Below are 21,850 nucleotides of genomic sequence, written 5' to 3'. Positions count from 1 at the left end.
ACGATTTAACAGGCCACGGGAACCGTTAAAGTCGCATTCCCGTTGCGGGAATAATGACCATCGAGACCTATTTCCCGACGCCGGAGCTCAGCCCGTTTATTCAATCCTACAAGGTGATCGAAACGCCTGCGGAGGTGGTCAACCATGTCCTGCCCGAAACATCCCCGGTGATGGTGTTCAGGCTGAGTGGGCAGGTTTCTGTTAATCACCACGGCGGTACCAGCGTGCTCGAACCGTTCGTCGTTTCGGGCTTGCGTAAATCCGGGAGGGCTATGCAGTATCATTCCGGCACGACCAATATCCTGGTCGTTTTCCGGGAAGGCGGCATTGCTCCATTCATCCACGAACCGCTGCATGAGCTGAGCGACACGAGCATTGCGATGGATTGCCTCGATGGTTTCCGGGATACCGGCCTGCTGGAAGCGCAATTGGCGGAGCAGCCGTCGCACGTTGCGCGCATCGCATTGATCGAGCGCTTCCTGCTCAGTCGGTTGAGCGACAAGACGCCGGATAATATGGTACTGGTGGCCATTCAAAAGATCCGTAGCGCGGGCGGCCAACTGCGCATCAGGGAGCTGGCGGCGTCGCTGCACGTGAGCCAGGATGTATTCGAGAAGCGTTTCAGACGGGTAGCCGGGCTTTCCGCGAAACAGTTCGCCTATATCGTTAAAATGAAAACGGTGATAGAAAAGGGCCGCTCAGGACAGACATTAGCGCAGATAGCGCTCGACGCGGGCTATTTCGATCAGCCGCATTTCAATAAGGACTTCAAACTCTTCACCGGGCTCACCCCCACCGAGTTTTTTAAATCTCCCGTGTTCTGGTAAATCAATGATTTTTTACAAGAATGGCCGGCAGCAGCTTTGGAATTTTGTATCAGTAAAACCAAAGTATAACCGCTATTCAACGCAAAAAACATGGGAACACCATCAGAAAACCAGCAAATCACATTTATCAGCAAATACCTCATCCCTGCTGCTTCGAAACAAACGTTCCTTGAACGACAGCACATTGCGCGGGCCTTTATCCACTCGCTCGACGGCTTCGTGCGCGACTATGCCTACGAGCGCATCACCGAAACCGGTGATACCGAATACATTACCATCGCCACCTGGGTAAACGAAGAAGCCATTAATAATGCCAGAGATGCGGTGCAGGCCGAAAACCTGAGAACCGGATTCGACCGCGCTGAAATGCTGAAAAGACTTCAAATTCAAATGGAACCGGGGCTATTTCGCGAAGACCATCGTTAACCTTGGTCCAAAGCAGGAAATGTAATCTGCGGGGTGCGTTTCGGCTGTAAGGGCCGGAACGCACTTTTTTCAGATAGCGTGTCGTATATTTAGGCTCGCATTGCCAGCCTTAGCACCATGAAAAACGAAGTACTCGACGTCTCCGGAATGAGGGCACTCCCGCTCGATCTCGACTCCGCCATCTCTTTTATGCCCTATATCCGCTTCCTCGAACAGCGGGTTTCGGAAGAAAAGACATTGAAATCTACCTTTTACAAAAACATACTGACCTATTTCCACGAACATCAGCTCCCCCAGGGGGATGTACCGCTCGACGAGGCGCACCTGTACGGGGATTTCTTCGAATACGTTTACAGCAGCCTCTCTGCGCCGCTGGCATCGGAGCATAAGCTGGCCTGGGGCATGTGCCAGCCGCTGTACCCGCATATTTTTTACGGTACCGACCTGCTTTTCGAAATGCTGAATATGAAGCCGGCCGATTCGCAGTACGAGCTTCAAAAGAACCCCGAAGACTACCAGCGCGAACGCCTGCATTTGATCTACACACTGATCCTCCAAAGGCTTTATAATTTCCAGGTTCCGGTGAAAATACAGCAATACCACGCCTGGACGGACACCCAAACCGGGTTGTACCGGTACTATGAAGTGCTGGTAAGCCCCGAATTTGTCGAAGTGAGTGCTACGCGGGACTTACCGGATCTCAACTTCGTGGAAATCTACGCGCATTTCAGCGAAAAGGACGGGCATCTGCAATTGCAAAAGGTGCTGCCACTCGACATGTTCCGGTTTCGGGGCTTTGCAGTCATCACCGTATCGGACGTTACGGCTAAAATGGCGGTGGAAAATATCAAAAAGGTCCAGTTCAACCGGGTACCGGGCGACAGTCCGAACCGCTACCAACGCATTATCCAATCGCTGAAAACGCTGGTACAGAACAATCGTATCGAATTCGACCTTTTTCCTTTCGTGCGCGTGAACGGGCAGGCCGTGTATGGGTACGGGCAGGTTGGTACGGGCGTACTTTTTCAGATCTGGGGCGAAAACCGCCTGACGCCCGAAGAATTCCGTCGCCAGGCAGAGGGCTACGCCGCCAAACCGAATTCGTTCTTTTCGCCCGACATTCAGGGTGAAGACGAACGTCAGATCGGCTGGCTGGCACCATTCCGCGACCTGAATGTACGCTCACTTGCATTGATACCCCTTTTTGTGGATCAGAAACTCGTGGGTGTCCTTTGCATGCATACTTGGGAAGACGAGCGTTTCGACGAGAAAAAACTGGCTTCGCTCGAAATGGCGTTCGCGCCCGTAGCGCAGTTGCTCGATATTTATATTGAGGAGTTCAATCTGGAACTTGAAAGCATTATCAAGGAAAAATTCACCTCGATACAGCCCGCCGTGCAATGGAAGTTCAACGATGCCGCCTGGCATTACCTGCATCGTAGAAAAAAGGGCCTCCCCGAAGTGAATGAGAACATTGCATTCTACGACGTCTACCCCCTGTATGGTGCGATCGACATCCGCAATTCTACCAACGAACGCAATGTCTCCATCCGAGCCGACCTGGGTCATTACCTCGATTTGCTGAATGACCTGCTGAACGCGCTTGCCAACTTCGACCGGTCGTCGCTCATGCAAGAGCTGCGCTTTCATTGTACCAAATGGCAAAAGGCCGTCAGCCAGGGCGAACTGAACAGTACGTCGGAGAATAACCTGAATACGTTTCTGAATGAAGAGGCCAGGAACTACCTCATTCACCTGTCGCAGCAGGATCCGCGTACCGCGCCGCTCATCGATGAATACATCGGGATCACCCACCCCTCTCAGGGAGAGGTACACCGCCACCGGCAAGAGCTCGACCACTCCATGGAGCTGATCAATACGGCCGTGAACCGGTATTTCGAAGATCAGAAGGAGCTATTACAGGAGTCGTATCCTTGCTATTTCGAGAAGTTCAGGACCGACGGCATCGAATACGACATTTACATCGGCCAATCCATTGCCCCCAATAAGCCATTCAACCATTTCCATCTCAAAAACCTGCGGCTGTGGCAACTCTCGTCGATGATCGAAGTGGCGAAAATTACCCGTGCATTGCTCGGGCAAATGCCGAAAGAACTGCATACCACACAGTTGATTTTTGTGCATAACCACATGATCGACATCAGCTTTCGGAGCGACGAACGGAAATTCGATGTGGAAGGCGCCTATAATATCCGCTACCAGATGATCAAGAAACGGATCGACAAAGTAAGGATCAAAAATTCCCAGGAACGGCTCACCCAACCCGATAAAATCGCGCTCATTTACCTGCACCAGCGTGATGTCGAAGATTACCTACCCTTCATCCACTATTTGCAGGAGACAAACGCCCTCGAACCCACTACCGAAGAGCTCGAACTGGAAGATTTACAAGGGCTCAGCGGCCTGCGGGCGCTGCGCTTAGGAGTTGTGTATTAATCAATCCGGCGTTATCGCACTTAACGCACAGTATTGCTTTCGCAGCAATTTGAATTAAATATTATTTGGACTTATTATAAATAAATTATATTTGTAAGTCCACATGCGAAGCGTGCCCTGCGCTCAGCTCTCGCTTTTTTACTACTCATTTTTCTCAAATCATGTTTAAAAAACAACTTCTTACTGCCGCATTCCTGCTCTGCTGCTCGGCGCAACTCTTTGCTCACGCCCTCTGGATACAGACTGCCCCAAAGGGCAAAGCCGGCCAGAAACAAGCGATTAAAATCATCTACGCCGAGCCCGGAGATAAACCTGAAAAACTTGGTGAATGGTATTCCGACGTGAAGGATTTCGAGCTCTGGCTCACCGCTCCCGATCAGAAGCGTACTAAATTGGCCACCGTTGCTGCTGACGACCATTTCACGGCAGAGTTCACACCCGACCAGCAAGGCGTATACACGCTATCGGTAGGCCACACGGCAAAAGACCTCGGCGGAACGACGGTTTATCAGTTCAATGCCAGCGCATTAGTAACGGTAGGGAGAGCCGATGGCGGTAATACTCCGGCCGCCAATGCGAACGAGTTGAATGTTTTTGCAGACCCGGCGAAAACCAACAAAGTCAATAACCTGCTCAACCTGCGCGGACTTTTCAAGAATAATGGAAATGAAAAGCTGTACATCACCGTGGCTTCGCCGTCGGGATGGAGCAAACAGATCAGCACCGATGAAAAAGGGTTGGCCGAATTTGTTCCGCTTTGGCCAGGCACCTATTATATCGAGGCATCCAAAAGCTGGAAAGAAACCGGCAACCTGAACGGAAAAGAATACAACGCATTTTGGCGCAGCGCCACTTTGCTGGTAGAAGTTGGAGAATAGATTTTTAAAGCGTTATTCATTCGCATGTCCCTGTACGAACAAATCAGTGCCTATTGCATCCGTCACAAAATAAGACTGGCCGAAAAGCGGGTCATTGTGGCCGATCAATTGCTGGTCGCCGACGAATTTACCGATGGTGATACATTATGGCGCGATATGCGCAGCCGGGGGATTAAAATCAGTCCCGCGACTGTTTATGAGTCGCTTAACTGGCTGGTAACCGCAGGATTTGCAGAGCGGCGTTTTGCGACCGACAGTCGCAAAAATCTGTTTGGAATCCCGGAGCCTGTCCGGAATACATTGAACAATTGAAAACGATTGTTCCTGTTTATCAGTACTAAACAAAGAAGGGTCCGGAAAACGGACCCTTCTTTGTTCATATCATTAAGCAACCACTGCATTCTTCGGTTTGCGGCCTCTGGGTTTGCCGGTGTATGCCGGTTTGGGTTCTTCGGTTCCCAACGTGAGTTCAAAACCGACAACGCCTTCTTCGTAATTAAAAAGGGTTACGTCAAAAACGTACTTTGTATTTTCAAAATCCACACCGCCTTTACGGAGAATCAGTTCCAGCGGGATAGAATATCCGCGGCCGCTTCTGGTAAGGGCGAATGTTCCGTTTTCATCCGAGCTCGGAATCAGATACAGATGCTTCAAGGTTCTCTTACCTTGCTGTGCTCCGATTTTAAAGCGAGCTGTTTCCGGTTCGATACCTAATTCTTCCAAAGTTTTGGGAGGAAGAACTAGCTTACCCGAAGATGAAACATAGCCGGTTGGCTTTGGTTTCTCCTGAGGCTTTTTCGCTACTGAAACATTATCCTCGGGAGAAAAAAATCTAATTGCTCTTGCTTTCATAAATAAATTACGGGTTGCTGGTGGATTATTACTTTCGCAAAAGTAATGAAGTTAACATTTTATTAAAATAATTTTTTTATAATAAATAATCTGCCAAAACTGACGAAAAAAATCACTGCATAAATGCTCCCTGCACCATTTTTATTAAGCGTTTTTCACTTTCGATTTCCAAATTGATTTTAATTAGAACCAGTACTGCCATCATTATTCCGGCAGGCTCAATTTTCATCAGTTTCCAATATACGATTCCTTCGCATCCGTTAGACTCTTCGCCGGGACGGGTTTTATACCGGCAGCATAACGGAGATCTGTCCTTTGTATTAGCAACGCCGTTTACGAACAAACTTGTCTCATACGGTTACAAAACTCTGTCTGCAATTAGTAATTCAATAAATGACGGGCCGAAGTACAACGATGCGATGTGCCAGAGTTTTATTGTTTTGAAATTGGTCGCCGCCCCTACGCTAAAACAGCGCTAGCATTTGCAATGCGTAGAACTAGTTGGCCGCCGCTTTTTCACCTAAGAACTACGTTATATTAATAAGTCGGAAGCAAAAATCCGGTGCGACATTTATCGAAAAAACCGAAAAGTAACTCTCCATCAATGCTCAATGCGACAATGGCTGAAATTGGATTTTCACACGCTTCAATTTGATATGCTGGTTACAATAAGTACTTGAACAGTTACTTGTAGCAATTATTATTACACGGCATAAATGTTGTTTCAGCGATTTTTAGCCTTACTAAACTTTCCTGGTAGCATATTAATCCCGTACATTGCAGCTACCGGATCCTCAACCATACCTGCTATGAGAAAACTGCTTCTGCTGAATTTCCTGTTGCTCACTTTCTCCTGCTCACATGCACAAGCCGTGCGGGAAGTCCTGTCTCCGAACGGCACGATCAGGCTGATCGCCCAGGCGGGCGACCAGTTACGATACAGCGTCTATTTCAAAAACCAACTGATTATATCGCCCTCGGAAATCGACATGGTCCTTTTGGATGGCAAGAAGCTTTCGAACGGCCTTTCCAGGCCACAGTTTACAGAAAGAAGCGTCAACGAAACCATTATTTCGCCGGTACCTGAAAAGCGGACCCACATTCCTGACCGATACAAGGAGCTAAAAATTACTTTTTCAAATGCCTTCGCCGTCATTTTCAGAGTGTACGACGATGGTGTCGCCTACCGCATCGCCACGTCATTCGCCGGCAATATTACCGTCCGTTCCGAAACCGCCGCGTTCCGGTTTCCGGCCAATCATCCGGTGTATTTCCCGGAAGTGGCACCGTCGTCGGGTATGGACATTTATCATACGAGCTTCGAAGAGCCGTACACGATCAAACCGCTGGAACAGATCCATTCCAGAAACCTGCTTTTCTCGCCTGTCCTCGTTGCGCCGGAGGGCTCGCCCAAAATCGGTATTACTGAATCGGACCTGGAAGATTACCCGGGCATGTTCCTCAGCGGCAACGCAGAGAAGGCCCTCTTCGGCCACTTTGCGCCCTACCCCGCCGAAGAAACGGAAACCAAAGAGCTCTATTCTACACGTTATGTTTCCAAACGGGCCGATTTCCTGGCTAAAACCAAAGGAACGCGTGTATTTCCATGGCGGGTACTGATCATCGCGCCGGAAGACAAAGATTTACCCGGTAACGACCTGGTGTACCGACTGGCGAGCCCTTCGCGTGTTGCCGATTTATCGTGGGTAAAGCCTGGGAAGGCAACCGACGAATGGATTATCACTTCCAATATTTTCAATGTGCCTTTTAAAAGCGGCATCAATACCGCCACTTACAAATATTACATTGATTTCGCGAAACGGTTCGGGTTCGAACGCATTATGATGGACGCGGGTTGGAGCGATAATAATGATCTGTTCAAGATCAATCCCGACATTAATATGGAGGAGATTATGGCGTATGCCAAAAGCAAAGGCATCGGCGTAAGCATGTGGACGCTCGCGCTAACACTCGATAAACAGCTGGAACCAGCCCTGGAACAGTTCAGCAAATGGGGCGTGGATTTTATTATGACCGATTTCATCAACCGCGACGATCAGAAAGCCGTACAGTTTTATTACAAGATAGCGGAAGCATGTGCCCGGCACAAGATCATGCTGATGTTTCACGGCGCATTCAAACCCGCTGGCTTCAACCGCACATTCCCGCACGCGATCGCACGAGAGGCGGTACTGGGCTCGGAGTACAATATGTGGAGCGCCAAAGCCACGCCGGAGCATAATGTGCTGCTCGCATTCATCCGTATGCTCGCCGGCCCGCTGGATTATGAGCCCGGGATGCTAAACAATGCCACGCCCAAAGGTTTCCATGCAATGCCTGAAAACGTAATGTCGCTCACTACCCGGACGCAACAACTAGCGATGTTCGTTGTGTACGAAAGCCCGATCCAGTTTTTCGCAGGCAATCCATCACAAGGCCTGAACGAACCCGCATTCATGGAACTACTCGGGAGCATTCCCACCGTTTGGGATACCACCCGCATTGTCGATGCGCGCCTGGGCGACTACGTGGTCACCGCAAGGAAAAAGGGCGTCGACTGGTACATCGGCGCACTCAACGATTCGACAGCCCGGGAACTTGCCATACCGCTCGATTTCCTTCCCAAAGGCCATTTCGAGGCTACGATCTGCGAGGACGGCGTCAATGCCGATCGTTATCCCGCCGATTACCGCATTTCCAGGGTTGTGCTCAATTCTAAAAGCTCGCTGAAAGTTAAACTGGCGCCGGGAGGCGGGTTTATGGCTCGACTGCGACGGCAATAGGCAGTTTATCTGCTATTTACGCTGTTGATCTACAATATTTGGCGAGGCTGGCCCGATCCGGTTATTTTGTTTCGTAGGAGGACGCCTCTACGTGCCGCACAAACATCTATAACACCAATCATGTAGTATGCAATGCATAGTACCTAACATTACATAGCTTTGTAAAAACTATTAGCCATGAAAACTTTTAAAGAAGACTTCGGTCACCTGCCATTTCCCGGGCGCTGGCTGGGCGGTATTTCGCTCGTGCTCGCGCCCGTATTGCTGCTCGCGGGCGAGCTGTTGAAATTCCGGTTCGATTACTTCTTCCCGGAGCAGCTCAGGGCCTACCAAAGCCACCCTACATTGATGTTTACGGCTTACAGCCTCTTTCTGGCGGGAAATATCCTGCTGTGGCCAGCCATTGTCACCCTTGCTAACCTGATAGGGCGTACCAAGCCGGTATGGGCCGTTTGGGGCGGTAGCCTGGTATTGTTCGGGCTTTTTGCCCGAACATTCCATTCCGGGATCAATCACCTTGCATTTCAGCTGGTCAACATCCTGAGTTTGCCGAAAGCAACGGAAACCGTCGCGCAGTCCTACGGTGCGTTTCATATTGTTTCGACGCTCTCCGGCGCGATCCTGTTCGGCTGGGCGGTACTGGCCATTGGAGCCTGGCTGTCGGGAACATTGCGGCCGATCGGTGTAGTGGCGCTGGCGATGATGTCCGCGCTCATGATCGGGGTATTGAAGGGCGGAACAGTGATGTCGGTGATCGCGACGTCGTGCCTGTGCATTGCGCTCGTTCCCTTGGGCGTACGCGTACTGGCGCATGGGAGTATGCCTCCCGCCCGGCTGTTTTGGGGCTGGCTGATATTCTCCTCCGCGGTGATCGGCTTATTTTTCTTCCTCGGACAGGCGGGATGAGATCGATACGTAAGCCGGTTTTGGAAACGTCCGTACGCTCGACTTACTACCCGCAACCACTCCCTTTCCTTCCTTTACTCCCCTTCCTCCTTTTCCTCCCTTGCCCTCCTTCCTACGACGTCCCCACCAGATCATGAAGCCGGTAACCGGCAAACTGGCACAGATCAATCCTGCGAAAAAAGTCAGGATCTTGCCCGGTAACCCGGCCCAGGCGCCCACATGCAGGTCAAAATTCATGGCGTAGGCTTTCTCGCCGTTGGTCAGTTCTCCGAAAGAGCGTGAGCGCAGTTTGGCACCGGTAAATTGGTCATACTGGCCCTGGATGCGGTCGTAGCGGTTGCGTGCAGTCAGATAGGTGGATGTATTGATGGGCAGTTTGCCCTTCGCAGGAAAGTTGATCAGGTACCCGTATGCATTGGGCTGGTCGGCTTGCAATGCGGCAAATACCCGGTCGACTGCTTGCACATCCTTGTTTCGAGTTGTATCTGAAAAAACGGCGGGCACCTCCACCAATTTTCCGCCGTCAGCGACCGTCTTCACTCCTTTTTCGAACCAGTCGAACGCCCACACCAGACCTGTAACCGCACATACGAACAGGATTACACAAGCGTAAAAGCCGAGCACATTATGCAGGTCATAGTTAACGCGCTTCCATTTTGCATTCCATTTGATTTTGAAGCTCTTATTCCTGCCCGATCTATTCCATTTGGCAGGCCACCATAACACCAGTCCGGAAATCAGGATAAGCACAAATGCCAGTACCGAGTAGCTTACCACCGCGTGCCCGATCTTTTCACCAAACAGCATCCGCATGTGCAGCCCGAGTATGATGGTAAAAAACTCGTTTTTTGAATCTTCCAGTTTTACAACCTTGCCATTGTAAGGATTCACATAGGCGCGTTGGTAGTATTTGTAATAATCCCAATGCGAAAAACCTTCTTTATCCACCTTCAATGCCCGGAAAATATACGTTCTGTCGGATTGTGAGGATATTTCGACGCGCGTCACGGGCCGCTTCTCTCCTACGGCTTGTTGCGCCACGGCCAGCAACTGGCTCAGCGAGAGTTTCGGCTTGTTTTCAGGTTGAATGAAAAGACGGTCCCCGTAAACCAACGGCTTGATTTCGTCTGTAAAAACGTAAATGGCACCGGTAAGGCCGATCACGATTATTACCATCCCGGACGCCAGCCCCAACCAGAGGTGTAAAGTTCCGATAAACTTGCCGAGGACTGTCTTTTTCTGAGACATGAATGCAGTTTGGATTTGATAGCGGCCTTGAAAAGGCGCTTAAATAACTCAAAAACGTATTTGAACGCTTTTGCAGCAAAGAAATACCCTATTTAGTTTAATTACAAATTATTAGTCTTAACAACCTTCATTATTTTCATTCAAAATAAAAATAGAGAAGTAAATAGATACCGGAAGCTAGCAGGGCACATCACGATGGCAGGTGTACTTCGGGATTTGTTTAAATTTGCGGGCTGTTCAGCAAATTATCAGACGCCCAATATGAAGCCTGCTTTTTTTTCGAAGTACGAATGGCGGTACCATCTCGCGATGATGCCCGTCTGCTTCGCGCTAGGCAATTATTATCTGCTCGGGGAACGTTATTTTGTGCATTTGCCTACCTTCCTGACGGCCTCTGCGCTGGCATTCATACTCTACTGGTCCTCGGTGGTAATCCTGACGATCGTCATCCGGAGGACGGCTGGCAGCGCAGCCGAGGGGCAGATCCTTGAACAAATGCTGAAAATGCTCTGGAAGCTGGCAGCGGCGACGGTATTGCTGATGGTTTTCGATATCTGGATTTATAGCCTGGTACCCGGCCTCGACGTCGTTTTCAGCTGGTCGAAAATCTGGCCGGTGGCGCTCGTCGGCTTGCTCTGCGATGCATTCATTTGCGCATTGCTCGGCTTGTTCTACGCATTGCAGCAATGGAAAAACGACCAGGCCGACGACGAAAAACTAGCCCGACAGTCGCTGGAAGTCGAGTTTGATGCATTGAAAGGTCAGGTTAACCCGCATTTTCTGTTCAACAGCCTGAATACGCTTTCGTCGCTCATCGGTGCCGATCCCGCTCAGGCTGAGGACTTTGTAGAAGATCTTGCGCGCATTTACCGCTATATGCTGCAAGGCGGCCGTACCGAGCTCGTACCGCTGCAATCCGAGCTCAGTTTTCTGGAAGTATACGTCCGGCTGCTGAAAGTCCGTTACCACGGTGCGCTCCTCGTCGAACTCCCCGAACGCTGCTCCGCCGATCTGATGATCCCGCCGCTGATGCTGCAAATCCTGCTCGACAACGCGGTTCAATACAATGTACTATCGCCTGGTCGACCGCTAACGGTGACGATCAGCCTCACCGGCGATCGGGCCGTAAGGGTTACCAATAATGTACAGATGCGTCACCGCACCCTTGGCGCCACCGGCGTCGGCTTGCGAGGGCTTTCGGCGAAACTGCTGACCTTCACACCCCGAAAACTAGAGATCGAAGAAAATAGCGAAACGTTCTCCGTAACAATTCCGCTCCTGCCCGACGTAATTCCCGCACGGGTTCCGGTGTAATGACAATTCATTCCAATAAAAATGCAGTTGATGTAACTTCTGTGCTTGCCGTTCCACGCATTACACTATTTTTGGAATTGCCGCACTAGGACTGCCCCAGTGGGACTGCCCCAGAGGAACTGCCTCAGTGGAACTGCCTCGGTGAAACCCAGCAAGCCTGTAACAGGCCGCGGCTACCTAACCATGAAGAAAAGAGCATTGTTTGAAAAACTTCCGGATAAAATCCCTTCGGGAAACGCACCAGCTTACGCCGCAGCTGCGCTGGTATTCCTGCTGTTTTTCAACTTCATCACCGTCGGAGCGCATGTTTTCGGCGATATTGGTCTGTTTCTGAAAGCAACATCGCTGAACGTTGCGCTGTTGGCGGCAGTCTACGCCGGGCAGTTACGTGCGGCTCGCTACATTACGACCCATTACAGCGATTTGCAGAAAACACTCATTCGCGTGGCACTATCCATTTCGGCCTACGCCGTGATTTCAGGCGTATTCGTGCTGCTGACTGCCTGGCTCTACATCGACAAGCGGCTGTTCGGATCGACACTGAGCGTTCACTCGCTGGTCATGATTTATATTGTGAACCTGGCCGCCATTGTGCTGATCACCGGTTTGTGGGAAACGTTCGATGCCCTCGCGCGCTGGCGCCAGCACGAGATCAATACCGAGCGGATGATGAAAGAGAATGTAAACGGACAGCTCGAAAGCCTGAAAGCGCAGATCAGCCCGCATTTTCTTTTCAACACATTAAACTCGCTTTCTGCATTAATTGGCGAGGACGCGGAAAAAGCCGAGGAATTTGTGGACGAAATGGCACGCGTTTACCGGTACTTGCTACAAACCAACCATTCGTCCGTCGACGAGGGAGATTTCGGGCAGTTAACGACGTTAAAAAAGGAACTATCGTTTATCGAATCGTATGGACATTTGCTCAAAACGCGCTACGGCGACGGTATGAAGCTCTACATCCACGTGGAGGAGTGCTTTATGGATTGCCGCATTCCGCCGCTGACATTACAGCTGCTGGTCGAAAATGCCGTGAAGCATAATGTGATCCGTGCCAGCAGGCCGCTGACTATTTTCATATTAAGCACCGTAGACGGACAATTGATGGTGCGTAATAATTTACAAAAGAAAAACCTGACGGCGGGCGCAGAAAACATCGAGTCTACACGCGTTGGATTGACCAACATCATAACCAAATACCAACTGCTCAGCGAGTACCGGCAGGGCCTGCCCCAGCCTGTGATCGAAAGCAACCACGAGTTTTTTACAGTAACCTTACCACTGATTTCCTGAAAGTATGAATGCGCTTATCGTTGAAGATGAAGATTTGTCGGTCCGCCGCCTGAAAAAAATGATCGGGGAAGTAGCACCGTCGCTGGATGTAGTGGGCGTTACCGACAGCATCGAGCAAACAGTGGAATGGGTACACGAAAACCGCGCGGCCGGCAAATCCGATCCGGACCTGATCTTTCTCGACATCGAGTTATCCGACGGCCAGAGCTTCGAAATTTTCAACCGGATCGAAGTGACGTGTGCGATCATCTTCACGACCTCTTACGATGAGTACGCATTGCAGGCCTTCAAACACAACAGCATCGACTACCTCCTCAAACCCGTGCATCGCGACGATTTGCAGCGGGCTTTGCAGAAATATGAAAAAATGAAAAGCCAGCCCGTCGCCGATCACTCGCTGGCAAGCATCCGGAAACTGCTGGAAGATTTCAAAAAGGCGTCGTCCGTGGAATACCGGCAGCGCTTCCTCGTGAAACAAGGACAGAAAATGCTCTCCATTGAGGTCGGAGAAATCGCCTATTTCTTTACCGACGACCGGTACAGCTTCTTCATGACCGATTCCAACCAGAAAATGCTCGTCGACTACACCCTCGATGAACTCGCCGAATCGCTCGACCCTTCCCGCTTTTTCCGTATTAACCGCGGTATGATGGTCACCCACCGCTCGGTCGACAAAATAGATCCCTATTTCGGCAACCGCCTCGCCCTCACGCTCCGGCCCGCACATAACAAGGAAGTGCTTGTAAGCCGGGAAAAAGTGGGAGACTTTAAGATATGGATGGGTAAATAACCAAATAGGCCCGGCGATATATCAAAATATACAACAGTCGGTTACAACCATTATGCAACGCACGGCATCAGGAAGTAAAACCAGTATTGAAATGAAACCAACTCGACTGCTACTATTCCTGGCCCTATGCTGCGCGGCATGTACCGAATCCTCCACTGAACCGGAAATCATTATCGATCCGCCTGCTGAACCAGTAATTATCGCCGCGCGCTTTTACTTCACCGACCAGTCGCATTATAAAGTCGAATACCACCGCAATGCAATCGGCTTGGTTGAAGCGGAAATCCAGTTCAAGGAAAACGGAGACACGCTCTCCGTGAATAAGTACAAATACGTTAATTACCAGGTGACAGAGCAGCAAATCGGCACCAACCCCAAAGTAGCCGGATTTACCTATCGATATAAAGGTGACACCCTTGTCGCTGCGGAGTACAAGGATGCTGCCACAAGTCCCAGGCCACAGCATTTCACGAGGACTTATTCCTATCCCGAAAAGAACATGGTACTGATTGCGGAACAAAACATGCTTACGAAGGCGGTGCAGCACACTTACTTATATTTTCAACAAGGCAACGTTGTCAGAAGCAAAACGCTCGACCCTGTTACCGACCGCGTTATAGAAGAGGTGCAACTCGAATACGACGAACGTCCCAACCCTTACTACAATTTGACTGGTAGGAATGGACTTCCGATGTTTCGCTCACAAAGCAATGTAACCGTCGTCAAAACGCTTTTCCGGAATGGAGAATCCGTCAACTCCGAAGTCAGGTATGCGTATGATTATCAGGGCCCCTGGCCGGTTAAAAAGTATCAGGTTCTGGCCAACAACCAAAAGCTGCTCGAACAGGAATACATCTACAACCGGTAGCGGCACTCAGACTTTTAGTACCAACCGGTCTTCGAGCGACGCGTTTACACCCGGCTCCGTGCGTCGCTCGTGCGGGAGCGCGTAGAACTCCACGGTAATCGTGATGCCGCCGGCAGTTCTTTCCAGAAGCACTTTCAGGAAGCCGTGCTTGGTGTCGCAGCTATATTCGAGGTTGACGCCGTCAAATTCCGGCAGGTCGCTGCGGAAGCGGTAGTCGCTGGTATACGCCACCGGGTGCAGCTCGTCGTAGCCGCCGCTGCCTGCCACGATGAAGGGCAGCACTCGACCGCTACCCTTGTAATGCCGGCTGAAACGCTGGTAATTATGCACGTGCCCGCTGAAAACGATGTCCGGATAAATGCCGGTCTCTTCGAAAACGCCTTCCAGCAGTTCGATCATCGGCATACTGGAACCATGGTTGATATCTGCCGAATATGGCGAATGGTGGAGGCAAAGGATCACCGCTTTATCTGGGCGTTCGCTGTCCGCGCGTTTGAGTTCATGGACTAGCCAGTCGCGTTGCTCGTCGGTCACCACTCCGAACTTCGGAACGTTGCTGTACATCCCGATGATATTTGCCAATGGCGTTAGAAGCGTCCAGTACACATTAGGCTGCACCATGCTCTTGCGTTGTGCATTGCCGCTGAAAGGGACGGTCCGCCGTTCGGTATCGCAGAAAACTGCCGTAAATGCATCCAGGCTATGATAGCGGACGCGGCTATCCGGGTTAATATCGCTGTCGTGATTGCCCGGGATGGCGAAAATCGGGCCGGGATATTGCTGGTAAGGTTCGAAAAACTGGCGCTGATACTGGCTCGCCTCGCCGAAATTGTAGACCACATCGCCCAGGTGAAACAGGAACTGCGGCTCGTACCCCGTTCTTTCGGTCGCCTCAAACTGCTTCACCATCTCCCCGACCACCAGCTTCTGAAAATCCGGCGTGCGGATACTACCGGTATCGCCCACCATATGGAACGCCAGCTTGTTCTGGTCCGGAACCGGGTCAACCGATTCAAGATCTAAATGATAGGGATATTTCCCGGACGGTTTCGGGGCAGGCTGGTACTTGAATGTATCGTCGGGAACGTCTCTTTTGAAAACGGGTTTGGAGAATTTCTTGGAAAAATCTGATTTCATTACGGATGGCTGCCATTTATCAGCCTTTTGGTATTTGCTGATGGCAAGCTAGTAAAAAAACAGAGCTTGGGGGCGTAAAATTTGTATTAATTCCGGCCGGCCCCAAGCTGCTGATATTATTTAAAAACGCTCCTCACCACCCCTCCCACCGGATGGTTAGCCGTAAACTTCAAACCCATCAGTTGCGCAACAGTCTGCGCGAACTGGTCCTGGTAAACCTGCGACCGGCTTTTCATTTCACCGCTCGCCGGGGTATCCGGGCCTATGATCGCCATCCAGGTTTCGTTGGAACCCGGCGCCGAAGTGCCGTGGCTCGTCCAGCGATCGCCGGTACCGCGGCCGTGGTCGGGGTAAATGATCATGGTGGTTTTGTCCTTGTAGAACGGATCGGCCTGCATGTAGTTCCATAGGCTTGCTACCATCGCATCGACGTAATGCGCGCCGTCGAGGTATGAGTCGTACTGGCCATGGTGACCGAACTCGTCCATATCGGCGAAGTCGATATGCACCACGCGCGGGTGGTTCGCCTCGATGTACGAGCGCGTCAATGCATAGGTATGCGCGTCGAAACGTACCGTTTTGCCGAAATATTCAGGCAGGTAGTTTTGAAGTTCGTTGGCCAGTTTCTGGGCTTCGGTGAGGTTGTTTCCTTTTACCTTCTCACCGGGAATGTTCACCAGCATGCCATTGCGATCGCGGTTGAGAATGCGGGAAAGGGCATTCCAGGAAGCGAACGTGACCACTTTTCCTTCCATACCTTTTTGTTTGTTGAAAAATTCCAGCACATTCTCGTTCGGGTTGTTTGGATAGTCGTTGCTATTGACTTTCTCGTCGTAATACCCGCAAAGCGTTTCGCTGCGGCCCGGGTAAGAAAACCAGTATTTGTTGCGCACGTTCATCAGGTTTCCCAAATCGCGGTTACCATAGAGCTGTCCGTGTTTTGAAATAGTATTCCAAAAGAAAGGCATCAGCTTGTTGCGGCGCTCGGCGAGGGTTTTGCCCCAGTATTTCGCGCTCATCGCAGCCGAATCCTGCTGGCGGTATTTTTTGGTATAAAACAAAACCGAATCGGCGCCGCGGAAGATCTCCTGCCAGCGACAGCCGTCGACGGAGATCATGACCACATTTTTCGTTTTGGTTTGGGCGGTAGCGGCAGTACTCAGAACTACTATACACAGGGCCGCCAGGATCGGGGTGAGTATAAGGGTTTTCATGATGTTAAGGTTAAGAGTCCGGAAAAGTAAAAACTTCCTCCGGACAGACGATCCGAAGGAAGGATAAATTTATTTAATAAGCCACATCAAGCCATTCTGGGTGTCGGCTCCATTGAACTGCGTTTTGAGCGCGGCTTTCACATTCACCTCGTTGGTCGTGTATTCAGAGGTCGGGTAAGCCCAGCGGACCGGGATCTGATTGTTGTTCGCATTGGATTGTCCGATATCGAATGCAGGAACACCCGTCCGGCGATAGTTGTAAAACGCCTGGCGCCCCGAGTTTTCAAAGAATGCCATGTATTTCTGTTCGAGTATCTTCTGCAACCCATTTTCCGTGTTACCGGGGTAAGGGTTCGCTGCCAGGAACTTATCGATCTCAGACTGGGCGATGTTGTAAAACTTCATCGATTCGGTAACGCCCTTGTTGTAATAATCCGCCGCATTACCCGCGAGCCAGCCGCGATTGATACCCTCGGCAATGCTGAAATTCACTTCGTGCGCACCCAGCTGAATCGCAGGTACACCGGCTGCCGACGCTTCCCAGTAATCAAAATTAATCATCGAGAGCAGCCCTTTTCCCGCTTCTTCGAGCAATGTCGATTGCAGGTCGCCGGTCTTGCCGCCGCCATAGCGCAGGTACACATCCGGGTTGCTTTTCAGAGCTTCGGCAGGCAATGCTACTACGAGCAGGCGTGGGTCACGGGTAGTTTTGGCGATATTCACAAACGTGGCCCCCAGGGTGTTGCGTTTGTCGTTCTTCACCACTACCCCGTTACTCGGCCACAGCGGGTAAGTATTGATGGTATTGTAAACAACCTGGAAGTTGTCCGCATTGGTATTAATGAGCGGGTATTTCGCCGGATCGTTCACGATCGTTGCGAACTGCTGCTTCACATTCAAGTCGGGGGTATCGTCGGCACGCTTGCTCAGACTTATCAGCACCCGCAGTCGGTAGGAATTGATCAGCTTCTGCCATTTGGCGAGGTCGCCTCCGTACAGGTAATCGCCCGAAATAGCCGGCTTTTTTGCGATGAGTGCGGGCATTTCGGCATTGGCTTCGTCCAGCCATTTCAAAACCTGAATGTAAATATCTTTCTGGCTGTCATATTTAGGCTTAAAAACCTCATCGCTCACGCCTTTGATCGCCTCCGACATCGGTACATCACCAAACATTTCGGTGGCGCGGCTATAAAAATACGCCTTGAAAAACTTCGCAAGCGTGAGGTAATGCGCGCCCACGTCGCCAGTTTTGGCAGCTTCAATCTCCATGCGGCTTACATTGCGGAGCGAGTTATAGAAAACATCATAGGAACCGGTCGTCCAGCCATAGGCCTGGCCATCGTAATAGGCCTCATTCTGCGTCATGAACTGGTTATGACGGTGATCGGTACTCCATGGCGAATCCCAGGTATTGTTCAGAATCCCCGTGAGGATAAGGTCCGCCGATGGATTGGTAATCGCACCCGGGTCCTTTTGCAGCGTATCGATATCCTGGCAACTTCCCAGGCCAAGCGCCAGCGTTAATATCATGTACTTGATCTTTTTCATTGGTAATTCCGGTTAGAAAGTCACATTCAAATTGGCCCCGAAGCTCTTCACAGACGGCGTCTGGAAGCTGGTAGTCGTGCCTGTAAACTGGTCGAGGTCGATGTTTTTAGTATATTTTCCTGTAAAATACAGCAGGTTACGTCCCACAAGCGAGAGGCTGGCCGCCGATGCGAAACGTGTTTTGGAAAGTAGTTTCGCGGGGAAATTGTAGGTCAGCACGACTTCACGCAACTTCACGTAGGTACGGTTCTTGGCCGCGATGTAATTGGATTGATAGTAATTCGTCGCCCAGGCCTGCCACAGCACAGGCACATCGTTCGGCGCAAATTCACGGGTGTCTGAGATCACATTCCCGTCCTGATCGGTGTTCAGCTGCCCTTTCACGATACGCTTGCCGGAGGTCATAACAGAACCCTTATAGTCCGCATTATCACGGTTTTGCCAATCTTTCAGGCGGTATTCATTTGCTGATTCCGGCGCTGTACCGCTACCGAATTGTTTGGTATACATGTAGTTATTAACCTTTCCCCCGAAGCGACCGTCGACCTGAAAGCTCAGCGTGAGCGACTTGTGCGTGAACGTGTTATTGATTCCCGCAGTGAATTTGTTGTCGTAATATCCGATTTTGGAATTGTACGGATTATACGCAGGCATCCCGTTCGAGCCGACGATGATATTACCGGTTTCATCCCGCTGAAAATCTTTGATATAGTAAGCATCCTGACGCTCGCCAACATGAATGTTACCGTCACGCTGCTGCACACCATCGATCTTGTCGAGCCATTTGTGGTTCAGGGACCAGTTGGCCGACACATTCCAGGTGAGATTTTCGTTCTTCACAGCCGTTCCGTCCACGCCCAATTCGATCCCCTTGCGTACGTATGTGAACGCATTGCGCTGTACGCCCGACACCCCCGAGGTCACGGAAGTAGGCACGCTCACGATACCGGGGCCTTCCACGTTCCGGAACACCGCCGCGTCGAAACCGAGCCTGTTATGCAGGAAACGCATTTCCAGACCGAGTTCGAAGGTTTTCACACGGGCCGCTTGCAGGTTGTCGCTGTAAAGCGTGCCAGTGTAGCTCACGCCGGTGTAGGAGTTATTCCATGGCGCCGAGCTCGTGTAGGTCGGAAGCAGTTTGTAAATATCATATTGAAAATTCTCATCTACAAAATCGCTCGCCACGTTGGCATAGGCTCCACGTACCTTCGCAAAAGAAATAGCCTGCGGCAGATCTATCACCTCCGAAAGCACCGCGCTCAACGAAGCCGACGGGTAGAAATAGGTATTGTTCTTCTTCGGCATCGTACTCGAACGATCGGCCCGGCCGGTAAGGCTCAGGAAGAGGAAGTCCTTGTAATCCAAATCCACAAAACCATAAACACTTCCTACCCAGCGCTTGGCATAGTCGTTGGTGGACGTTGAAGGCTGTACGGAGTTCGAAAGATCATACACACCCGGTACGAGCAGGCCTTTGGTAGTCTTGCCGGTGAGCGAAGTCACTTTCACCGAGCGGAGGTTTCCGTACAGCGAGGCATTCAATCCGAAATCCTGCCCGAAACGGCTCTCGTATTTCAAAGAAGTCTCAGTGTTGTTCTCCCAGAATGTATCATAGATTTCGGAATAGCCACCGGCCTGATTCGGGAAACCGAAATTGTAAAGGTTTGACGAAATCGGGGCACGGGTACTGCGGTTGCGGTTCCAGGTACTCACATTGGTACGGGCATTGAACGTCAGCTTGTCGCTGATTTTGTAGTTCATTTGCGCGAAACCGTACACATCGTTCTTGTAATAGGTTTTCAATGCTTCATAGGCGGTCATCCAGGGATTGTCGTAAATGGTATACTCCCGGTTGTATTGCTGTGCGTGTTCCTTGCCGGGCTGCCAGTAATTGCGGAGGTCGTTCACATCGTAGTCCACCCCACCCCACACGGTGAATATGTAAATAGGGCTTGCGGGGCCGTAGTCGAGCGTCGGATAATTGGGCGAATACTGGCGGTTGTAGTTGATACTCGCATCGAAGCGCAACTTTTTACCTGCATTAATTCCTCCTGAAATGTTCACGTTGGTACCACCGAGTTTGGTATTCGGCATCTGGCCGCGCTGGAATGTCTGGGAAAGCGAAAGGCGGAAGTCACCGAACTCGTTTTTGCTCGAAATAGCCAGGTTATTGGTGCTCAGCAAGCCATTGCGAAGGAAGTTGGTGAGGTTATCCTTCCCTCTCGCCAGCCATGGAATCGGCACCAGCTCTCCTGTCTTGGGGTCTTTGGGGCTATTGTATTGGGTAATGAGCTGCCCTTCAAAACGGGGACCCCAGATATTATAGTCGTTGTCGTTGATCCCGCCGCCCCGACCATCCTTGAACGCGTATTCGTAATCGCTGCCTGGACCGTATTCCGTCTGATACTTGGGGATTGCGTTAAATCCGGTTTGCAGCTGGGTACTCGAATTGAAATCGACCGTGAACCCTTTCTTCGCGCCGCTGCCTTTTTTGGTGGTGATAATGATCGCCCCATTCTGGCCGCGGTTACCGTACAATGCCGCCGCACTTGCTCCTTTCAGAACGGAATAGGTCTCAATATCGTCCGGGCTCAGGTTCCAGGAATCGGTGTTCATCGGCACGCCGTCGACGACATATAATACCCTGTCGCGGCCGCGCAGGGTCACCTGCGGGCTGGATAGCAAATCCGGGCTTTGCGCGATGGTAAGGCCTGCCACTTTACCCGTCAGTGAGCTGATCGCATTCGGTTCCCGCGCTTTCACCATGGTTGCGCCCTTCACTTCCGATACCGAATAGCCGACCGCCTTTTTCTCTTTTTTAATACCCAAAGCCGTGACGACCACTTCATTCAGCTGCCGCTGATCGGCCGTCAAAGCAATATCTATCACCGTTCTGTTTCCAACCGCCATCTCCTGTGAAATGAAGCCAAGAAAGGAAAACACCAATGTATCTTTCTCACTATCAACCCTCAAAACGTATCTCCCGGTAGCATCGGTCACCGTCCCGCGCGACGTCCCTTTGATGAGGATATTCACCCCAACTAGCCCTTCCTTGCCTGCTCCTTCCGTTACCTTACCGCTAATAGTCCGTTCATTCTCCGCGGTGTTAATTGTCGAACGTACAAGTTTATACGTATGCTCCCGGACGGGAACATTTCCCTCAGTAGGCCTGGCAGCATAGGCGTGCACTTCACAGGAAAGCATCGCCGAGATCCCCAGGCACAGCGTGAGCGCAACAGACCAGCACCCGCCAGGGCGCTTCCGCTCTAAAAACGTAATCTTTCTTTTCATAAGTGATTGTTAATTAGC

The 21,850-nt window shown here is 51.0% G+C and carries 17 protein-coding genes; 11 read left to right on the top strand and 6 right to left on the bottom strand.

What is annotated here, in order from left to right; all coding sequences use genetic code 11:
- Positions 1 to 53 precede the first annotated feature (53 nt).
- The 5 genes from ACQ4MZ_RS20315 to ACQ4MZ_RS20295 all read left to right on the top strand — a co-directional run bounded on the left by ACQ4MZ_RS20315 (position 54) and on the right by ACQ4MZ_RS20295 (position 4,900).
- The gene (locus ACQ4MZ_RS20315; RefSeq protein ID WP_430847888.1) at positions 54 to 827 is read left to right on the top strand and encodes a helix-turn-helix domain-containing protein; all 774 of its coding nucleotides are present in this window, start codon (positions 54 to 56) and stop codon (positions 825 to 827) included.
- A gap of 90 nt (positions 828 to 917) precedes the next feature.
- Positions 918 to 1,253: a hypothetical protein gene (locus ACQ4MZ_RS20310; RefSeq protein WP_430847886.1), complete on the top strand. Its 336-nt coding sequence runs from the start codon at positions 918 to 920 to the stop codon at positions 1,251 to 1,253.
- Positions 1,254 to 1,370: 117 nt separating this feature from the next.
- Positions 1,371 to 3,710 (top strand): GAF domain-containing protein, encoded by a 2,340-nt coding sequence (locus tag ACQ4MZ_RS20305; RefSeq protein WP_430847882.1) that lies wholly within the window; start codon positions 1,371 to 1,373, stop codon positions 3,708 to 3,710.
- Between the two features lie 161 nt (positions 3,711 to 3,871).
- Positions 3,872 to 4,588: a DUF4198 domain-containing protein gene (locus ACQ4MZ_RS20300; RefSeq protein WP_430847880.1), complete on the top strand. Its 717-nt coding sequence runs from the start codon at positions 3,872 to 3,874 to the stop codon at positions 4,586 to 4,588.
- A gap of 24 nt (positions 4,589 to 4,612) precedes the next feature.
- The gene (locus ACQ4MZ_RS20295; RefSeq protein WP_430847878.1) at positions 4,613 to 4,900 is read left to right on the top strand and encodes a transcriptional repressor; all 288 of its coding nucleotides are present in this window, start codon (positions 4,613 to 4,615) and stop codon (positions 4,898 to 4,900) included.
- Between the two features lie 72 nt (positions 4,901 to 4,972).
- Here ACQ4MZ_RS20295 and ACQ4MZ_RS20290 read toward each other — a convergent pair whose 3' ends face one another.
- Positions 4,973 to 5,440 carry a hypothetical protein gene (locus tag ACQ4MZ_RS20290; protein WP_430847876.1) on the bottom strand — a complete coding sequence of 156 codons (468 nt, stop codon included), beginning with the start codon at positions 5,438 to 5,440 and terminating at the stop codon, positions 4,973 to 4,975.
- 809 nt (positions 5,441 to 6,249) lie between these two features.
- Here ACQ4MZ_RS20290 and ACQ4MZ_RS20285 point away from each other — a divergent pair.
- Both ACQ4MZ_RS20285 and ACQ4MZ_RS20280 read left to right on the top strand, forming a co-directional pair.
- Positions 6,250 to 8,223 carry a glycoside hydrolase family 97 protein gene (locus ACQ4MZ_RS20285; RefSeq protein WP_430847874.1) on the top strand — a complete coding sequence of 658 codons (1,974 nt, stop codon included), beginning with the start codon at positions 6,250 to 6,252 and terminating at the stop codon, positions 8,221 to 8,223.
- A 177-nt stretch (positions 8,224 to 8,400) separates the two neighbouring features.
- Positions 8,401 to 9,129, top strand: a complete 729-nt coding sequence (locus ACQ4MZ_RS20280; RefSeq protein WP_430847872.1) for a hypothetical protein — start codon at positions 8,401 to 8,403, stop codon at positions 9,127 to 9,129.
- Here the strand turns inward: ACQ4MZ_RS20280 and ACQ4MZ_RS20275 are convergent.
- Positions 9,100 to 10,377, bottom strand: a complete 1,278-nt coding sequence (locus ACQ4MZ_RS20275; protein WP_430847870.1) for a PepSY-associated TM helix domain-containing protein — start codon at positions 10,375 to 10,377, stop codon at positions 9,100 to 9,102. The genes ACQ4MZ_RS20280 and ACQ4MZ_RS20275 overlap by 30 nt on opposite strands.
- 261 nt (positions 10,378 to 10,638) lie before the next feature.
- Between ACQ4MZ_RS20275 and ACQ4MZ_RS20270 the strand changes: the two genes are divergently transcribed.
- The 4 genes from ACQ4MZ_RS20270 to ACQ4MZ_RS20255 all read left to right on the top strand — a co-directional run bounded on the left by ACQ4MZ_RS20270 (position 10,639) and on the right by ACQ4MZ_RS20255 (position 14,642).
- Complete coding sequence (locus ACQ4MZ_RS20270; RefSeq protein ID WP_430847868.1) at positions 10,639 to 11,691, top strand: sensor histidine kinase; 1,053 nt, start codon at positions 10,639 to 10,641, stop codon at positions 11,689 to 11,691.
- Positions 11,692 to 11,874: 183 nt separating this feature from the next.
- Positions 11,875 to 12,984: a sensor histidine kinase gene (locus tag ACQ4MZ_RS20265; RefSeq protein ID WP_430847866.1), complete on the top strand. Its 1,110-nt coding sequence runs from the start codon at positions 11,875 to 11,877 to the stop codon at positions 12,982 to 12,984.
- Between the two features lie 4 nt (positions 12,985 to 12,988).
- Entirely contained in the window at positions 12,989 to 13,774 is a 786-nt protein-coding gene (locus ACQ4MZ_RS20260; protein WP_430847864.1) for a LytR/AlgR family response regulator transcription factor, read from the top strand.
- A gap of 91 nt (positions 13,775 to 13,865) precedes the next feature.
- Complete coding sequence (locus tag ACQ4MZ_RS20255; RefSeq protein ID WP_430847862.1) at positions 13,866 to 14,642, top strand: hypothetical protein; 777 nt, start codon at positions 13,866 to 13,868, stop codon at positions 14,640 to 14,642.
- A 6-nt stretch (positions 14,643 to 14,648) separates the two neighbouring features.
- On the opposite strand, the gene ACQ4MZ_RS20250 is transcribed toward ACQ4MZ_RS20255, so the two are convergent.
- The 4 genes from ACQ4MZ_RS20250 to ACQ4MZ_RS20235 all read right to left on the bottom strand — a co-directional run bounded on the left by ACQ4MZ_RS20250 (position 14,649) and on the right by ACQ4MZ_RS20235 (position 21,832).
- Entirely contained in the window at positions 14,649 to 15,779 is a 1,131-nt protein-coding gene (locus ACQ4MZ_RS20250; protein ID WP_430847860.1) for a metallophosphoesterase family protein, read from the bottom strand.
- A gap of 116 nt (positions 15,780 to 15,895) precedes the next feature.
- A complete protein-coding gene (locus ACQ4MZ_RS20245; protein ID WP_430847858.1) occupies positions 15,896 to 16,993 on the bottom strand; it encodes a sulfatase-like hydrolase/transferase in 1,098 nt (365 codons plus the stop codon).
- A 69-nt stretch (positions 16,994 to 17,062) separates the two neighbouring features.
- Positions 17,063 to 18,541, bottom strand: a complete 1,479-nt coding sequence (locus ACQ4MZ_RS20240) for a SusD/RagB family nutrient-binding outer membrane lipoprotein (RefSeq protein WP_430847856.1) — start codon at positions 18,539 to 18,541, stop codon at positions 17,063 to 17,065.
- Positions 18,542 to 18,553: 12 nt separating this feature from the next.
- Positions 18,554 to 21,832, bottom strand: coding sequence for a SusC/RagA family TonB-linked outer membrane protein (locus tag ACQ4MZ_RS20235; protein WP_430847854.1), 3,279 nt, complete (start codon positions 21,830 to 21,832; stop codon positions 18,554 to 18,556).
- Positions 21,833 to 21,850: the final 18 nt, after the last annotated feature.

It is taken from the genome of Dyadobacter sp. BHUBP1, from assembly GCF_050587785.1.
In the GTDB taxonomy this organism is placed as follows: domain Bacteria; phylum Bacteroidota; class Bacteroidia; order Cytophagales; family Spirosomataceae; genus Dyadobacter.
The sequence above is the reverse complement of the archived record's forward strand: the minus strand, read 5'-3'. Positions and strand labels throughout refer to the sequence as shown.

Coding starts and splice junctions, on each gene's coding strand:
- ACQ4MZ_RS20285 (WP_430847874.1), top strand. CDS start 6,250: ATGAGAAAACTGCTTCTGCTGAATTTCCTGTTGCTCACTTTCTCCTGC.
- ACQ4MZ_RS20235 (WP_430847854.1), bottom strand. CDS start 21,832: ATGAAAAGAAAGATTACGTTTTTAGAGCGGAAGCGCCCTGGCGGGTGC.
- ACQ4MZ_RS20255 (WP_430847862.1), top strand. CDS start 13,866: ATGAAACCAACTCGACTGCTACTATTCCTGGCCCTATGCTGCGCGGCA.
- ACQ4MZ_RS20295 (WP_430847878.1), top strand. CDS start 4,613: ATGTCCCTGTACGAACAAATCAGTGCCTATTGCATCCGTCACAAAATA.
- ACQ4MZ_RS20245 (WP_430847858.1), bottom strand. CDS start 16,993: ATGAAAACCCTTATACTCACCCCGATCCTGGCGGCCCTGTGTATAGTA.
- ACQ4MZ_RS20280 (WP_430847872.1), top strand. CDS start 8,401: ATGAAAACTTTTAAAGAAGACTTCGGTCACCTGCCATTTCCCGGGCGC.
- ACQ4MZ_RS20250 (WP_430847860.1), bottom strand. CDS start 15,779: ATGAAATCAGATTTTTCCAAGAAATTCTCCAAACCCGTTTTCAAAAGA.
- ACQ4MZ_RS20270 (WP_430847868.1), top strand. CDS start 10,639: ATGAAGCCTGCTTTTTTTTCGAAGTACGAATGGCGGTACCATCTCGCG.
- ACQ4MZ_RS20300 (WP_430847880.1), top strand. CDS start 3,872: ATGTTTAAAAAACAACTTCTTACTGCCGCATTCCTGCTCTGCTGCTCG.
- ACQ4MZ_RS20260 (WP_430847864.1), top strand. CDS start 12,989: ATGAATGCGCTTATCGTTGAAGATGAAGATTTGTCGGTCCGCCGCCTG.
- ACQ4MZ_RS20265 (WP_430847866.1), top strand. CDS start 11,875: ATGAAGAAAAGAGCATTGTTTGAAAAACTTCCGGATAAAATCCCTTCG.
- ACQ4MZ_RS20275 (WP_430847870.1), bottom strand. CDS start 10,377: ATGTCTCAGAAAAAGACAGTCCTCGGCAAGTTTATCGGAACTTTACAC.
- ACQ4MZ_RS20290 (WP_430847876.1), bottom strand. CDS start 5,440: ATGAAAGCAAGAGCAATTAGATTTTTTTCTCCCGAGGATAATGTTTCA.
- ACQ4MZ_RS20305 (WP_430847882.1), top strand. CDS start 1,371: ATGAAAAACGAAGTACTCGACGTCTCCGGAATGAGGGCACTCCCGCTC.
- ACQ4MZ_RS20240 (WP_430847856.1), bottom strand. CDS start 18,541: ATGAAAAAGATCAAGTACATGATATTAACGCTGGCGCTTGGCCTGGGA.
- ACQ4MZ_RS20310 (WP_430847886.1), top strand. CDS start 918: ATGGGAACACCATCAGAAAACCAGCAAATCACATTTATCAGCAAATAC.
- ACQ4MZ_RS20315 (WP_430847888.1), top strand. CDS start 54: ATGACCATCGAGACCTATTTCCCGACGCCGGAGCTCAGCCCGTTTATT.